Source organism: Lentzea aerocolonigenes (assembly GCF_000974445.1).
GTDB classification, from domain to species: domain Bacteria; phylum Actinomycetota; class Actinomycetes; order Mycobacteriales; family Pseudonocardiaceae; genus Lentzea; species Lentzea aerocolonigenes.
Genome location: NZ_BBOJ01000003.1, coordinates 1 through 14,630, shown reverse-complemented (window position 1 = coordinate 14,630; position 14,630 = coordinate 1). Strand labels below are relative to the sequence as shown.

13 protein-coding genes and 1 pseudogene are annotated in these 14,630 nt (G+C 69.8%); 8 read left to right on the top strand and 6 right to left on the bottom strand.

The genetic code is table 11. From position 1 onward, the window contains the following. Nucleotides 1-20 precede the first annotated feature (20 nt). On the top strand, nucleotides 21-2,531 hold the full coding sequence (locus AOM45_RS06170; protein ID WP_156094042.1) for a CHAT domain-containing protein: 2,511 nt from the start codon (nucleotides 21-23) through the stop codon (nucleotides 2,529-2,531). Here the strand turns inward: AOM45_RS06170 and AOM45_RS06165 are convergent. Next, nucleotides 2,528-2,737, bottom strand: coding sequence for a tautomerase family protein (locus tag AOM45_RS06165; protein WP_030469711.1), 210 nt, complete (start codon nucleotides 2,735-2,737; stop codon nucleotides 2,528-2,530). The two genes, AOM45_RS06170 and AOM45_RS06165, sit on opposite strands and share 4 nt — an antisense overlap. Before the next feature lie 109 nt (nucleotides 2,738-2,846). Here AOM45_RS06165 and AOM45_RS06160 point away from each other — a divergent pair, with 109 nt between their 5' ends. Both AOM45_RS06160 and AOM45_RS06155 read left to right on the top strand, forming a co-directional pair. After that, nucleotides 2,847-3,668, top strand: a complete 822-nt coding sequence (locus AOM45_RS06160) for an MmyB family transcriptional regulator (protein ID WP_030469710.1) — start codon at nucleotides 2,847-2,849, stop codon at nucleotides 3,666-3,668. 152 nt (nucleotides 3,669-3,820) lie between these two features. Further along, nucleotides 3,821-4,471, top strand: coding sequence for a VldE C-terminal domain-containing protein (locus AOM45_RS06155; protein WP_030469709.1), 651 nt, complete (start codon nucleotides 3,821-3,823; stop codon nucleotides 4,469-4,471). Here AOM45_RS06155 and AOM45_RS06150 read toward each other — a convergent pair. Further along, on the bottom strand, nucleotides 4,461-4,742 hold the full coding sequence (locus tag AOM45_RS06150) for a condensation domain-containing protein (RefSeq protein ID WP_030469708.1): 282 nt from the start codon (nucleotides 4,740-4,742) through the stop codon (nucleotides 4,461-4,463). The genes AOM45_RS06155 and AOM45_RS06150 overlap by 11 nt on opposite strands. A gap of 487 nt (nucleotides 4,743-5,229) precedes the next feature. Between AOM45_RS06150 and AOM45_RS06145 the strand changes: the two genes are divergently transcribed. Further along, a complete protein-coding gene (locus AOM45_RS06145; RefSeq protein ID WP_156094041.1) occupies nucleotides 5,230-5,601 on the top strand; it encodes a hypothetical protein in 372 nt (123 codons plus the stop codon). A gap of 90 nt (nucleotides 5,602-5,691) precedes the next feature. Further along, nucleotides 5,692-6,930, top strand: a complete 1,239-nt coding sequence (locus AOM45_RS06140; protein WP_236703180.1) for a hypothetical protein — start codon at nucleotides 5,692-5,694, stop codon at nucleotides 6,928-6,930. 4 nt (nucleotides 6,931-6,934) lie between these two features. Here the strand turns inward: AOM45_RS06140 and AOM45_RS52675 are convergent, their stop codons facing one another. From AOM45_RS52675 to AOM45_RS06125, 4 genes and pseudogenes are all read right to left on the bottom strand, one after another. Continuing rightward, entirely contained in the window at nucleotides 6,935-7,321 is a 387-nt protein-coding gene (locus AOM45_RS52675; protein WP_236703221.1) for a carbohydrate-binding protein, read from the bottom strand. A 27-nt stretch (nucleotides 7,322-7,348) separates the two neighbouring features. Further along, nucleotides 7,349-9,151, bottom strand: a pseudogene (locus AOM45_RS06135) (glycoside hydrolase family 3 protein); the annotation flags it as partial. A 112-nt stretch (nucleotides 9,152-9,263) separates the two neighbouring features. Continuing rightward, nucleotides 9,264-9,806 carry a hypothetical protein gene (locus AOM45_RS06130; protein ID WP_035911533.1) on the bottom strand — a complete coding sequence of 181 codons (543 nt, stop codon included), beginning with the start codon at nucleotides 9,804-9,806 and terminating at the stop codon, nucleotides 9,264-9,266. Nucleotides 9,807-9,852: 46 nt separating this feature from the next. Continuing rightward, the gene (locus AOM45_RS06125) at nucleotides 9,853-10,248 is read right to left on the bottom strand and encodes a DUF2231 domain-containing protein (RefSeq protein WP_030469703.1); all 396 of its coding nucleotides are present in this window, start codon (nucleotides 10,246-10,248) and stop codon (nucleotides 9,853-9,855) included. A 366-nt stretch (nucleotides 10,249-10,614) separates the two neighbouring features. Between AOM45_RS06125 and AOM45_RS06120 the strand changes: the two genes are divergently transcribed. The 3 genes from AOM45_RS06120 to AOM45_RS06110 all read left to right on the top strand — a co-directional run. Further along, nucleotides 10,615-11,685, top strand: a complete 1,071-nt coding sequence (locus AOM45_RS06120) for an IS110 family RNA-guided transposase (protein ID WP_059362249.1) — start codon at nucleotides 10,615-10,617, stop codon at nucleotides 11,683-11,685. A 658-nt stretch (nucleotides 11,686-12,343) separates the two neighbouring features. Beyond that, a complete protein-coding gene (locus AOM45_RS06115) occupies nucleotides 12,344-13,537 on the top strand; it encodes an HNH endonuclease signature motif containing protein (RefSeq protein ID WP_169792630.1) in 1,194 nt (397 codons plus the stop codon). A 488-nt stretch (nucleotides 13,538-14,025) separates the two neighbouring features. After that, nucleotides 14,026-14,630, top strand: a 605-nt coding sequence (locus tag AOM45_RS06110) for an IS110 family transposase (RefSeq protein WP_201779905.1), incomplete at its 3' end; no start/stop codon positions are given.

Genomic DNA, 14,630 nt, shown 5'->3' with positions numbered 1-14,630 from the left:
TACCTGGCACATTGGTCATCATGGCGCCGGGAGCCGCGTTACAAGCCGCACGTGAGGCGATGCGGCTCGCCGACGTGGACCCGCCGCGGGCGATCCCGGCGGCCCAGGCCGTGGTGCGCGAGACCGGTGCCGGCCGCGCGGCCGTCGCCCTCGCCGAGCAGGCGTGGGGCTACGCGCTGGCGCAGTGCGGTCAGGTCGACGACGCCGTCGCGCACCTGCGCCGCGCCGTCCGCCTCGGCACCGGGGTGGCGGCGGCGGAGAGCCGGATGAAACTGGCCTTCGCGCTGGTGCAACAGGGGCGGGCCGCGTCAGGCCTGCGCGAGGTCGACCTGGCGGTCCCGGTGCTCGGCGCCCGCGCCCGCGGACAACGCGCCGTGATCCTCTACCACCTCGGGCGACTCGACGACGCGTTCACCGACTACCAGCTCACCGCACGCGCACTGCGCCGCAGTGGCGATCGGCTCGCCCTGCAACGGCTTCTGGTGAACCGCGGCATCCTCCAGGCCGAACGCCACGAGTTCGCCGCCGCGATCAAGGACCTCACCGAGGCCGACGTGATCGCCAGGGAGCTGGGCCGGGACCTGGTCGTCGGCATCATCGCCGAGAACCTGGGGTTCGTGGAGAGCCGCAGGGGAGACGTGCCCGCCGCGCTGGAGCACCTCGACCGCGCCGAGGAGATCATCACCCGCCACGGCGGCCAGCTCGCTCCGGTGCTCGGGGACCGTGCCGAGCTCCTGCTGTCCGTCGGCCTGGTGAGCGAGGCCCGCACTCACGCCGAGGAAGCCGTGCAGGCGTTCCGGCACGACGGCCGCAGGCTGAGGGTGCCGGAGATGCGGCTGCTCCTGGCCGACGCCGCCCTCCACGACGCCGACTGGGACACCGCGAGCCGGCACGCGCGCGCCGCGCTGAACCAGTTCCTGAGGCAGGGCCGGCACCACCACGCCGCGCTGGCGAGAGCAACGGTGCTGCGTGCGGCGTTGAACGCGGGAAGGCCGTGCCGCATCAACGACCCGGAGGCGCTCGTGACTGCGCTGCGGGGCCGCCCGGCCGCGGTGGTCGAGGCCCACCTCGACCTCGCCCGCGTGGCCCAGCGCCGAAGACAACGGGCCCGTGCCGCCGAGCACCTCACGATCGCCGCCCAGGCCAGAACCAGCGGCCCCGCCACTCTGCGCGCCCGTGGCTGGTACGCCGAGGCGCTGCGGCGTGACGACCCACGCAAAGCCGCCGCCGCGGCCAGGCACGGCCTGCGCGTCCTCGACGAGAACCACGCCTCTCTCGGCGCGAGCGACCTCCGCGCCCACGCCGCGCTGCACCGCGCCGATCTGGCCTCGCTGGGCCTGCGCCTGGCCCTGACCAGCGGAAAACCGGCGGACGTCTTCGAATGGGCCGAACGCGGCCGGGCGAGCCGCCTGCTCCACCAGGCCGTCCGCCCGCCCGACGATCCCGAGCTCGCGTCGCTGCTGCCCCAGCTGCGCGCCACCACGTTCGAACTGGAGAGCGCGCGGACCTCGGGCGTGCCCACGTCGAAACTCGAACACCGCCAGGTCGAGCTGGAACGCCGGATCAAGAACCGCAGCCGTCTGCTGCGCGCGTCCGGGGGAGCCCCGGCCGATCCGGTCCGGCCGTCCGAACTGGACCTCGGTGACCGGGTGCTCGTGCAGTTCGTCGAGGCCGACGGCGCCGTGCTGGCGTTGACCCTCGCGGACGGCCGGATGACCCTGCGCAGGGCGGGCACGGTCCGCGAGCTGAACGACCTGCTCGACCGCGTGCCGTTCGCCCTGCGCCACCTGGCCAGGCGGCCACGCCCGGAGCTGCGGAAGATGCTGCGCACAACGGCCGAGAAGCTCGACGAGCTGCTCCTGCCGCGGCACGACCGTCCACTCGTGGTCGTGCCGACCGGTGCCCTGCACTCCCTCCCGTGGTCGGTTCTCCCGTCGTGCAAGGGAAAACCGGTGGTCGTCGCCCCGTCGGCGACGCTCTGGCGCACCGCTGCCCGCCGCCCCGCCCGCGTGAGGACGTTCGCGGTGGCGAGCGGCCCGGGCCTGCCGGGCGCGGAGGAGGAGGCGCAGGCCGTCGCGGACATCCACGACACGACCTGCCCTCCTCACGCGACTGTCGACGACGTGCTGAAAGCCCTCGCCACCGCCGGCACCGTGCACCTCGCGGCCCACGGCAGGCTCAACCCCGGCAACCCGCTGTTCTCGGCGCTGTCCCTGCACGACGGCCCGCTGGTCGTCCACGACGTCCAGCGCCTCGACCAGGTGCCGGAGACCGTGGTGATGGCCGCCTGCGACGTCGGCCGCTCGGTCGTCGTGGCGGGCACCGAGCTCCTCGGCCTGGCCGCGACGTTCCTCGAACGCGGCACGTCCCGGCTGATCGCCCCGGTCGTGCCGGTGCCGGACGCCGAGACGAAGGACCTCATGGTCGCCGTGCACCGCCGGTTGCGGGACGGCCGGTCTCCCGCGCGGGCGCTGGCCGAGGCGCAGGAGGAGCTGGACCGTCCGACCGGCTTCGTGTGCGTGGGAGCCTAGGACCGCCCGGTGATCTTGGCGAGGGTGAGGACCTCGCCGCGGATGCCCCAGCCTCCGTCGACCACCTCGTCGACGAGAACCATCGTGTTGTCGCGCACGGCATCTCCGAACGTCTCGGCGTACAGGTCCGTGACCTTCCCGACGAGAACCTCCTTCTGCTCCGCGGTGAGCGTTCCCGCGGGGACCTTCAGGTTGGCGAACGGCATTGCTGCTCCTTCAGTGGTTGGTGATCTCAACCCTGACCGGAGCGGCGCGGGGCAACCAGGGGTTGTCGCCCCCTCGCTCCCGCCGGCGGGGCTCGGCGAGACTGTCCGGGTGAACCTCGCCGAACTCGGTCTGTTCCTGCAGTCGCGCCGTGCCCGCATCACGCCCGCGGAAGCCGGGCTGGTCGCAGGTCCGCGGCGGCGGGTGCCAGGACTGCGCAGGGACGAGGTCGCGCAGCTGGCCGGTGCGTCCGTCGACTACTACATCGAACTGGAACGCGGCCGGGGCGCCCAGCCGTCCGGGCAGATGCTCGCCGCGCTGGCCAGAGCGCTGCGCCTCGACGCCGACGAGCGGGAGCACCTGTTCCGGCTCGCCGGCAGGTACTCGCACACCGTCGCCGCCCACGTCCCACCGGCCATGCTCGCGTTGCTCGACCGGCTCGGCACCACCCCGGCGCGGATCATCACCGACCTGCACGAGACCGTGACGCAGAACCGCCTCGCCACCGCGCTGCTCGGCCCGCCGAGCCCCGGCAGCTTCCTGCTGCGGTGGTTCGAGGACCCGGCCACCCGCGCCGTCTACCCGGCCGAGGACCACCCGCACCACTCGAAGGTGCTGGTGTCGGACCTCCGCGCGGCCGTGGCGAGACGCGGGCACGACGAGTCGTCCACCGCGATGACCCGACGGCTGCGCGAGGTCAGCGAGGAGTTCGCGACGCTGTGGGACACCGGTGACGTGGCGGTGCGGCGCGGCGAGCGCAAGCGGATCGTGCACCCGGAGCTGGGGGTCGTGGACGTCCACTGCCAGAACCTGTTCAGCGAGGACGGACGGCAGCGACTGCAGTTCTTCACGCCACCACCGGGAAGCCCGGCGGTGGCGCAGCTCGAACTGCTCGGCGTGATCGGCGTGCAGGAGCTCGCCGAACCCCGTTGACCTCGACGGACACCGGCGCTGTCACCCTCTGTGCCGACCCGCTCACCAGCGGAGATGTGAGCAGGAACACTCGCCTGTGACGTTGCCGTGTTCATTTCGTAATATGGCCCGCCGTGTGACATGCCCCCGTCCCCGACGCAAGGTGCTCCTGAATGCCGGGCCGACATAGAACCCCGCAGACACCCAACCGCAAGCTGCCCATCGCAGTCGCCGCCACGCTCACCGCGGGCCTCGCCGTGACCTTCTGGGTCGTCCGGGGTTCCGACCAGCCGGTCGATCCGACCGGAGCCGCCGCTCTGCTGGCCGCCCCGTCGTCTTCTGTCAGCGCTGTGACGTCATCGACCACCGCGCCGCCGTCCTCGTCATCCACGACGACCACGACGCCGCCTCCGGTGACCACGACGACGCCCGAGACCACGACGCCGCCGCCACCCCCTCCGCCGCCGCCCTGTCCGACCACCCTGGACGGCGTCAAGCCGCACGTGGCGCAGGTCGGTCACCACATCGCGGGCAAGTTCGGTGTCGAGGACATCGGCGGTGCCACCGGCCGCGGCGGCTCGGGCGAACACCCCCTCGGTCTGGCGCTGGACTTCATGGTCGACACCGCCACCGGCAACCAGCTGGCCGACTACGTGCTGGCCAACCGCAAGGCGTTCGGCGTCACCTACGTGATCTGGCGCCAGCGCTACAACGACGGCAGCGGCTTCACGCCGATGGAGGACCGCGGCAGCCCCACGGCCAACCACATGGACCACGTGCACGTGTCGTTCCAGGCGAACGCGACCGTCAAGGTCACCTGCTGATCTCCCCGAGCGCTCGGGTGAAGTTCGCCGCGAGCTGCTTCGCGGTCGCCTCGGCGATGTCCGGCTGGTGGTAAAGGGTCATCCACAGCCCGCCGTCGTCGTGCGGCCAGAACTCGGCGTGCAGCTCGAGCGGCAGGTCGAGGTAGTGCTGGCGGTGGAAGCGGGAGCGCGCGCCAGTGATGTCCAGCGTCGGGGTCTTGTTGTCCTGCAACGCGAACAGGATCTGGAAGAGCGCGGGCCGGTCCGGCGTCTGCGGGCCGGCCAGCGCCACCTGGTCCGCGAACGGGACGTCCTGGGCGGACAGGGCCTGACGGACGATCCGGCCGGTCTCGGCGACCGCGTGCGGGTCGGCGTTCAGCGCGGCACCGCGGAACCGGACACCGCGACGCTTTCGGGCCTTTCTCGTGCGATGAGGGCGACTGTCTCGTGCAAACAGGCATCCATTTTTGGTGTCTTTCTGCTTTGGCGAACGACAGATTCGACGGACTTCGTCCGTCTTGTTCATTGATTCCCCGAGGCGTTGTCGAGGTTACCCGTGAACTGGAATTCATCTGGTCGTTTTCGTCCGTTTCTCATTCGCCTGACCAGTGCGGGGCAAGGATTTAGCGGATCCCTCAGCAGTTCTTCAGCTCGCGGGCCGGTCGCCGGTGGAAGCGAATCCGAAGCGAATCGGAAGCGGATCGGAAGCGCGGTGGCGGACGGTGTGGCCACAGCTTCACCGGATACGAAATGCGGAGGTCAGGTTGAAGATTTCCTTGGTGAGCCGTGCAGGAGGCGTGTTCGCGGCGGCCGCGATGGGGGTCGTCCTCAGCGCCGGCGTCGCCGGCGCGGCCAACGGGAGCGTTTCCGTCTCGGACAACAGCGGCTACGCCAGCTGGCTCGAGAACGGCGACACGCTCACCGTGTGCGACTCGAAGGCCGACGGCTGGGGCGTCCGCGGGTACATCTACCGTCCGTACAGCGGGGACCCGGCGAACGGCACCGTGCTGATCAAGGTGAGCGACCCGTCCTCCGACGGCAAGTGCGAAGCGGTGTCGGAGAACATCGACGAGTCCATCGCCATCTCCATCAAGGTCTGCAACTACAAGGGTTCGAGCATCATCTACTGCGAGCACAAGCGCCTGCGCTGAGCCACCGGGCGGTGGTGGCCGGGTTCCCGACGACCCGGCCACCTCCACCCGGCCCTCGACGAACCAGACGACCTCACACCGAGGAGTTCCGTGCTCGCACGCATCGCTCGCCTGCCCGCCGTAGCCGCCCTCATAGCCGGCGCGCTGATCGGGGTGGCGGCCCCGGCCCAGGCGGCGTACTCCGACCCGCTCACCACCATCAGCACCGCCGGCCTGGGCCTCAAGTACATCGCCACCCCGCCGTCGGCGATCACCGCACTGGACGCCGCGCTGCCCAACTCGGACGTCACCAAGGTCCTCGCCAGCGCGAACCACCCGATGACCCAGTGCGCCAGCGGCGAGGCAGCGTCCCTCCCGATCAACCCGACCGCCACCAGGAAGATGTGCTGGGACGCGGGCGACGCCGCCACCACCGCCTGGAACCCGCAGGGCATCACGAGTTCGGGCGACGCGGACGACGACGGTTCCTGGGGCGCCAACAGGGTCATCCTGTCCGGTTGGCACTACACCGAGGCCGGCGAACGCAGAAACGACGCGCGGATCGCCTTCATCGACTACAACGACCCCGCCCACCCGCGGTACCGCTGGGTCTACCTCGTCGACCCCAACGACACGGGCACCAACTTCGCCGCCGCGAAGGCGCACGTGGGCGGCATGGTCTGGTACGGCGACAAGTTGCTCGTGTCCGCGGTGGGCGGCAGCAAGGTCGCCATCCGCGTGTTCGACCTGAACCACATCCTGCAGACCACCGACGGCTCGGCCACGATCGGGCGCACTGGCAACGGCTGGGCCGCCTACGGTTACCAGTACGTGATGCCTGAGGTCGGACGCTACGAGTACGTCGCCGGCGCGTGCACCATGGCGAACAACACCGGCACGCCGTGCTTCTCCTCGATCTCGTTGGACCGCAGCACCAGCCCGGACACCCTCGTGGCCGCCGAGTACTTCGACAACGGCACGGGCAGCAGGTTGTTCCGGTACCCGTTCGGCTCGGGCTACCTGCTGGCCGCCAACTCCTCCGGTGCGGTGAGCGCGACCGCCGCCCACCGCAGCGGCGTCGCGAACGCGCAGGGGGTGCTGTCCTGGAACGGGCGCTGGTACGTCGCCCACAGTTCGAGCACCCTCCACGGCCAGCTGTGGCGGGTGACGACCGGGGCTACGGGCGTCTCGAAGACATGCACCAGTCCTGGCACCACGGCCAAGGTCATGTGCTGGGCGCTGCACCCCCAGGCGCTGACCCACTGGTACAGCGACGGGCTGGTCTGGTCGCAGTCCGAGGCCCCCGGCGAGCGGGCGGTCTTCGCCGTCCCGCTCGCCGATCTGCCCTGAGCGTTCAGCGGGCGAACTGGAACCAGTTCACGTTCGCCAGATCGCCGCCGGTGCCACCGGTCGCCACCAGGTACAGCCGGTGCACCCCGGTCGCTCCCGACGCCGCCGCGGTCCGGCTCGTCCACGTCTGCCACCCGCCGGTGTTCGCCGCAGACACGGTGGCGACCACCGGACCGGTCGGGCTGTCGAGGCGGTACTGCAGCGTGCCACCCGCGTTCGAGCCGGACGCGATCCGCGTGGTCACCGAGGCCGGCGGGGTGGCGCCGAAGTCGACGTCCGCGTAGGCCACGTAGTCGCCCGGCGTCAGGTAACCGACGTTCTGCCCGCAGCCCGAGTCGGTGCACCGCTCGACCTGCGTGCCGCGCTGTTCGTCGTAGTAAGAGGCGCCGATCAGCGCGTAGGCGTTCTGCGTGGCCGGGAACTGCGCGCCGAACCCGTGGGGGAACAGGGGAGTCTTGCCGTCACCGACGTTGATCGGCTGCTGGCCGGCGCTCTGCATCCACGTGAACGGCAGCGTGCCGGTCGGCTTGTAGTCGCCGAACAGGACGTCCGCCACGCCGTTGCCCTCGGTGCCCGGCAGCCAGGCCGCGACCAGCGCGTGCCAGCCCGGCAGCTGGGCCGCGATGTCCAGCGGGCGCCCGGACACCAGCACCACCACGACCGGGACACCGGACGCGCGCAGGGTGTTCAGCGTCGCGAGGTCCTCGCTGTCGAGGCCCATGCCGCCGGGGCGGTCACCGGCACCCTCGGCGTACGGGGTCTCGCCGATCACGGCGACCGCGGCCTGGTAGCTGCCGTCGATGCCCGTGCCGTTGCGGTTGTAGGTCACCGTGGTGGACGTCGACACGGCCGACCGGATTCCTTGCAGCACAGTCGTTCCCGGCGTCACCGGCCCGCTGCCGCCCTGCCAGGAGATCGTCCAGCCGCCGCTCTGGTGGCCGATGTCGTCCGCGCTCTTGCCCGCCACGAACAGCTTCGAGGCGGTCTTCGGCAACGGCAGCACGCCGTTCTGGTTCTTCAGCAGCACCTGGGACTTGCGCACGGCCTCCCGCGCGAGCGCCCGGTGCGCCGCGTTGCCGACGGCCGGGGTGTACGAGCGGTCGGTCAGCGGCTTCTCGAACAGGCCCAGCTCGAACTTCTTGGTCAGGATGCGGCGGTTCGCGTCGTCGATGCGCGACATCGGCACACGGCCCGCCTGCACCTCCGCCTTGAGCAACGTGATGAACGAGCGCCACTCGGTCGGCACCATGATCATGTCGAGACCCGCGTTGATCGACGTGCGGACCTCGGCGGCGGTGAAGCCCGGCTGGCCGTCGATCTGGTCGATCGCGTTCCAGTCCGACACGACCAGGCCGCTGAAGCCCAGCTCGTTCTTCAGCACGTCGGTGACGAGGTACTTGTGGCCGTGGGTCTTCACGCCGTTCCAGCTGCTGTACGTGATCATCACCGAACCGACACCGCGGGCAACCGCCTCGCGGAACGGCGGCAGGTGGACCGCCCGCAACTCCGCCTCGCCGAGCTGGGTGTTGCCCTGGTCGTCGCCGTCGGTCGTGCCACCGTCGCCGATGTAGTGCTTGGCGGTGGCCATCACGGAGCCGGGGTCGGACAGCTTGGTGCCCTGCAACCCGGTGATCAGCGTGGTCATCGACGTCGCGTTCTCGGGCGTCTCACCGAACGACTCGTAGGTGCGGCCCCACCTGTCGTTGCGCGCGACGCACAGGCACGGCGCGAAATCCCAGTCGATGCCGGTACCCGACACCTCTTCCGCCGTGGCCCGGCCGATCCGCTGCACCAACGCCGGGTCGCGGGTCGCACCGAGGCCGATGTTGTGCGGGAAGATCGTGGCGCCGGCGACGTTGTTGTGCCCGTGCACGGCGTCCACGCCGTAGATCAGGGGAATTCCCAGCGGCGTCGCCATCGCGGCGCGCTGGAAGTTGTCGTACATGTCCGCCCACGCCGTGGCGTTGTTCGGCGAGGGCGCGGAACCCCCGCCGGACAGCAGCGAGCCGATCCGGAAGTTCGTCAGGTCGGCGTTGCTCACGGCGCCGCGCTCCGCCTGCGTCATCTGCCCGACCTTCTCGTCGAGCGACATCCGGCCGAGCAGGTCGGAGACGCGGGCGGGGATCGGTTGCGCCGGATCCTGGTAGATCGGGTCGGCGGCGGCACTGGCTGGGACTGCTGAGGCCGTGAGCAGGAGCACGGCCGCGAGGAGCTTTCTCATGAAGCCTCCGCAGGACGAGGGCCTGTTCACCTCGCGGCACAACAGGTTCGTCGAGCGTATCCCGCGCCCTCAAAGTGGTGTAGACCATTGGTGGACCGGAACGATGACCGGTTCACCTGCACCAGGACTGCACCATCTCCGCGAAGTCCGGGAACTCCGCCCGCGCCGCCGCCAGCACCTCGGCGGGCGTGCGCGGCTCGACACCGGAGTGCTTCTCCGCCACAGCACGGAGTTCCTCGTGCGGCACACCGCTGTCGGACCCGAACTCCACGGCCTCCAGAGGCCCGACGCCACCGGCCAGCAGCCACAGGAACTCGCCCAGACTGCGCGCCACGACACCGACCTCGCCCTCGGACCCGAAGAACGCCACGGGTTGCTCGGCCAACGCTCCCGGCCGCACGAGCCACAGCACGGCCAGACCACCGGTGCCGTCCTGCCCGAACACCCGGAACGCGTCACCGTCCAACTCTTCGTTGCCGGTCCACGCCCTGATCCAGTCCGTGGTCTCCTCAGCGGAGTCGAACTCGTCGTAGGGCTCGTAGTCGATGTTGCCCGGATCCGGGGTGTCGGTCTTCTCGTCGTAGTCGTACGGGAAGTCGATGCCGCTCAGCGCGGCCAGCGCGGCGGGAAAGACGCGGTCGTCGGTGATCTCCACGCGCGCACGGTACAGAGCGGCTCAGCGCACCAGCTCCTGGCACTGCTCACCGGGCGGAGACGCCGTCGAGCTGAGCTCGCTGGACAGGCGACCGGCCCTGAAGCACCACACCGGCACTCAGCGCCCCGACCCACCCCGCGAGCACGGCGGCCCACGTCGGTTCCCACCCCGTCTGGCCCAGCCGCAACGCCCAGCTCACCCCGAACAGCGCGAGCACGAAGACCACCCCCAGGTCACGCCCGGACGCGCGGGTCGCCGTCTCGCCGAAGATCCGGTCGAGCCACTGCGCGGCGGCCACCGCGATGCCGAGCAACAGGCCGGCAGCGATCAGGTGCCACGTGACGTAAGCGACCGCCTCGCTGCCGGTGAGCAGGTGCAGGAGGTCGAGCCCGGCCGCGGTGATCAACAGCACGAGTGGCAGCACGGACAGGCGGCGCGGCATGGTGGTGTTCCTTCCCCTGAGAAGCTGGGGGAGAGGTACCCACACGGAACGTCGATCACACCGCAGCGACCTGTGATCTCTGGTGGACTTCGTGCGCGACGAACAACGTGGTCGTGACCGGGTTCGACCGTGTGCGGGTCGGCTTGGGTGGTTCGGCGCGGGTTCCAGCGGGGTTGGTCACCTTTTGCTGGTGTGGTCGCCTTTGTGTTGGTGGTTGCGTGGGTTGTATGACGAGCCGGGTCATTTCATCGCCGCTTCGCGACGATTGCGATCGGGGCTTGATGTGATGAAGGAGCGGGGCCTCGCTCCTGGTGGGTCCCGAGCGGACACTCGGGTTGCCTAGTTCTCACGCAAGGGAGGCCCCTGGTGTCTGAGTATGACGGGAAACAGTTCGTCGGGATCGATTTGCACCGGTCTCGTTCGGTGATCGTGCGGATGACCGCGGAGGGTGAGCGGTTGGACGCGGTGCGGATCGTGAACGATCCAATGGCGTTGATGACCGAGATCGGCAAGGCCGGTGAGGCGCCGGAGGTGGTGCTGGAGGCCACGTACGGCTGGTACTGGGCCGTGGATGTTCTGGCCGGGGCTGGCGCGCGGGTGCATCTGGCGCATCCTCTGGGGATCAAGGGTTTCACGACCCGGCGGGTGAAGAACGATGTGCGGGATGCCACGGATCTGGCGGATCTGCTGCGGATGGGCCGGTTGCCGGAGGCGTGGATCGCCCCGCCGGCGGTGCGGGAGTTGCGGGAGCTGGTGCGGTATCGGTGCCGGTTGGTCGGTCGGCGGTCGGGGTTGAAGGCGGGTGTGCACGCGGTGCTGGCCAAGCAGGGCCTGCGGCTGCCGGTCACCGATCTGTTCGGGGTGCGGGGGCGTGCCCTGCTCGCGGCGGCTCCGCTGGACCCGGTGTTGCGGGCCAGGGCGAACTCGCTGTGCCGGCTGATCGAGGCGTTCGATTTCGAGATCGACACCGTCACCGGCCTGCTGCTGCGCCGGGCCGCGAAGGACCCGGGCTGGGCGGTAATCCAGCAGGTCCCCGGTATCGGCCCGATCCTCGCGGCGGTGATCGTTGCCGAGATCGGGGACGTGCACCGGTTCGCCGGGCCGCGGCAGCTGTGCTCGTGGGCCGGGCTGACCCCGAAACACTACGAGTCCGACCGCACGGTGCGGCGTGGTCACATCACCAAGCAGGGCTCGCGCCTGCTGCGCTGGGCGCTGGTCGAGGCCGCCCAGAAGATCCCCGCCAGCGCGGGCTGGCCAGTCGCCACCCGTGACGGCATCCGCCAGCGCCGCGGTCGCGGTATCGCCACCGTCGCCGTCGCCCGCCGACTGCTCACCCTGGTCTATTTCGGCCTGCGGGACGGGCACATCCGTGCCCTGGACCCGCGCGCCACCACCAGTTCACCGGACACCACCAGTTCACCGGACGCCGCGGCATGAGCCGCGGGCCTGGTCGTGACCGGACGCGGATCGCCCGAAGTCTGACCCCCACCACCCGGTGGCGTGGTCGTGGTCTTGATTGACCCCGCCCGGTCACGGTCGCACCCCACCACGCACACACCTGCGAATAGATGACCGGCAACCAGGCAACTGGTCTGCCACCGGGAACAGACCCCGGCACGGTGAACGCGACCCCACACAACACAAAGAGGGGCTTTCGGCCCTCAGCAGCGTGACCCGTCCAGCGACGGCGTCAAGACCCTCCGGCCCCCTCCGGGGGCGGCCTGCGGCCGGTCATTGACCCCGTCGCCGGACACGCCTGCCCACAAACAGCCGAAAACCCCCGAAAACAAGCCCCGCAACGGACTTGACCGGCCCCGCTCCTTCATAGATGACTTCGGGGCCCTTGCGAGGCGCACATCGGCCTTAAAAAGCCGGGCATAAGGAGCCCGGCCGATCCAACCAGCATAGCACCTCGCACCCAAAGTCAAGCCCCAATCGCAGTCGTGCGTGGTTGCGTTTGTTGGTCGGCTCACCTCATTACCGGTTTCCTGCGTTCGCATTGCCCTGTCCGGCTCGGCTTCGCCATCGCTGGTTCACCCGATCGTGTGCGGCTTTGCCCGTTATTTGTTCGTGATCTTGCGGTAGATTGGAACACGTGATCGAGACCCGCCTCCTCTTCACCGACGAGCTGCTCCGCAGTCTCGTCGACGAGGTGGCGGAAATCCGGGTTCGTGAGAATGCCGCGTTGCAGATCGTCGCCGAATTGGATCGGCGCGGAGCCGCGAGCGAGCTCGGCTACAAGGATTTGCCGAAGGTGTTGCGGCACGTCGTCCGCTGGGACATTCACGTCGCCAAGCGGTGGATCGACAACGCTGCCCTGCTGACCAACGAGATCACCCCGACCGGCAGTGAACTCGCCCCCAAGCTTCCGCTGACGGCGGCGGCGGTGGCCGAGGGCGCGCTGTCAGTCGAGCACGTCGCGGCGGTCGCGGCGGTCATGGAGACCGTGCCTGCCGAGCAGGAGGCCACGGTGGTGGGCTACGCGCGTGACTTCGAGCCCGTCACGGTCCGTGGCCTGGGCAAGAAACTCGCCTACAGCCTCTTCCAGAACGACCCGGAGCCTCGTGACCCCGAGCCCGCACCATTGACCAACCAGCACTTGATGCAGTGGAAGAACGGGCGGCTGGAGATCCGGGCGAAGCTGGACAAGGTCACCGGTGCGAAGTACGAGGCACTGCTGGATCCGCTGGCCAAGCCCCGCCCCGACACCGGGCAAGGCCCAGACGAGCGCAGCCGCTCCGAACGCGAGGGTGACGCGCTGGCCGAGCTGGTCGACTTGATGCTGCGCGCCGACCAGCTGCCCGAGCACGGCGGTGAACCGGTCACGCTGACTGTGACGATGCGGCACGAGGACCTCGCCGAGCGGGTCGGGCAGGGCATGCTCGACAACGGCGATCACATCCCGGCCGACCAGGTCCGCCAGCTGGCCTGCAATGCGGGCATCATCCCGCTGCTGCTGGGCAGCCAGGGCCAGCCGATGGACATCGGCCGCAAGACCCGCACCTTCCCCGCCGGAATCCGACGAACCCTGGTCGCCAGGGATCGGGGCTGCGCCTTCCCCGGCTGCGGCAGACCACCCAGACACTGCGACGCCCACCACATCAAACACTGGGCCAACGGTGGAGATACCTCGGTCGACAACGCTGTGCTGCTGTGCCGCCACCACCACACGCTGATCCACCAGAGCAGGTGGGAAGTCAAGCTGGTCAACGGGATACCGACCTTCTACGCACCCGACTGGCTCGACCCGCTCCGCAAACCCAGACGCAACCCGATCAACACCGCCTAACCACGGCCACGCGGTGCCGATGAAGGCCGCCTGACCACGGGGACGCACCCCGCCAACGCTGACTGGCCAACGGCTGTGTGGGTGAAGGCCGCTTCTCCTCCCGCGCTACTCGTGCCGCGCGCTACTCCTGCCGCGTGGGCCGCAATTCCGCGAAGGTAACCCACGAGGCTAATTCTGAGAACGAATCCCACGCAGCCGAGGCGCACCCAACGGGGCTAATCTCCCGAAGTCGAACCCGACCTCGAAGCCGAAGGCAAGGCAATGGCGTAGCCGAGCCGAATCTCCCACTACAAAAGCCGCGATGGCGAAGCCGAGCCGGACAGGGCAATGCGAACGCAGGCAACCGGTAATGAGGCGAGCCGAACAACCCAACGCAACCACGCACGCTTGCGATTGGGGCTTGATGCGATGAAGGAGCGGGGCCTCGCTCCTGGTGGGTCCCGAGCGGACACTCGGGTTGCCTAAGTCCTCACGCAAGGGAGGCCCCTGTGTCTGAGTATGACGGGAAACAGTTCGTCGGGATCGATCTGCACCGATCTCGTTCGGTGATCGTGCGGATGACCGCTGAGGGTGAGCGGCTGGACGCGGTGCGGATCGTGAACGATCCAATGGCGTTGATGGCCGAGATCGCCAAGGCCGGTGAGGAGCCGGAGGTGGTGCTGGAGGCCACCTATGGCTGGTACTGGGCCGCGGACGTGCTCGCGGAAGCGGGTGCGCACGTGCATCTGGCGCATCCGCTGGGGATCAAGGGATTCACGACCCGGCGGGTGAAAAACGATGTGCGGGATGCCACCGATCTGGCGGACCTGCTGCGTATGGGCCGCCTGCCCGAGGCGTGGATCGCTCCGCCGGAGGTGCGGGAGTTACGTGAGCTGGTCCGGTACCGGTGCCGGCTGGTCGGCCGGCGATCGGGGTTGAAAGCGGGCGTGCACGCGGTGCTGGCCAAGCAGGGCCTGCGGCTGCCGGTCACCGACCTGTTCGGGGTGCGCGGGCGTGCCCTGCTCGCGGCGGCCCCGCTGGACCCGGTGTTGCGGGCCAGGGTGAACTCGCAGTGCCGGCTGATCGACGCGTTCGGCTTCGAGATCGACACCGT

Excerpts from the sequence above, each read along its gene's own strand:
- AOM45_RS06170 (WP_156094042.1), top strand. The coding sequence starts at position 21 with ATGGCGCCGGGAGCCGCGTTACAAGCCGCACGTGAGGCGATGCGGCTC.
- AOM45_RS06165 (WP_030469711.1), bottom strand. The coding sequence starts at position 2,737 with ATGCCGTTCGCCAACCTGAAGGTCCCCGCGGGAACGCTCACCGCGGAG.
- AOM45_RS06155 (WP_030469709.1), top strand. The coding sequence starts at position 3,821 with ATGCCGGGCCGACATAGAACCCCGCAGACACCCAACCGCAAGCTGCCC.
- AOM45_RS06125 (WP_030469703.1), bottom strand. The coding sequence starts at position 10,248 with ATGCCGCGCCGCCTGTCCGTGCTGCCACTCGTGCTGTTGATCACCGCG.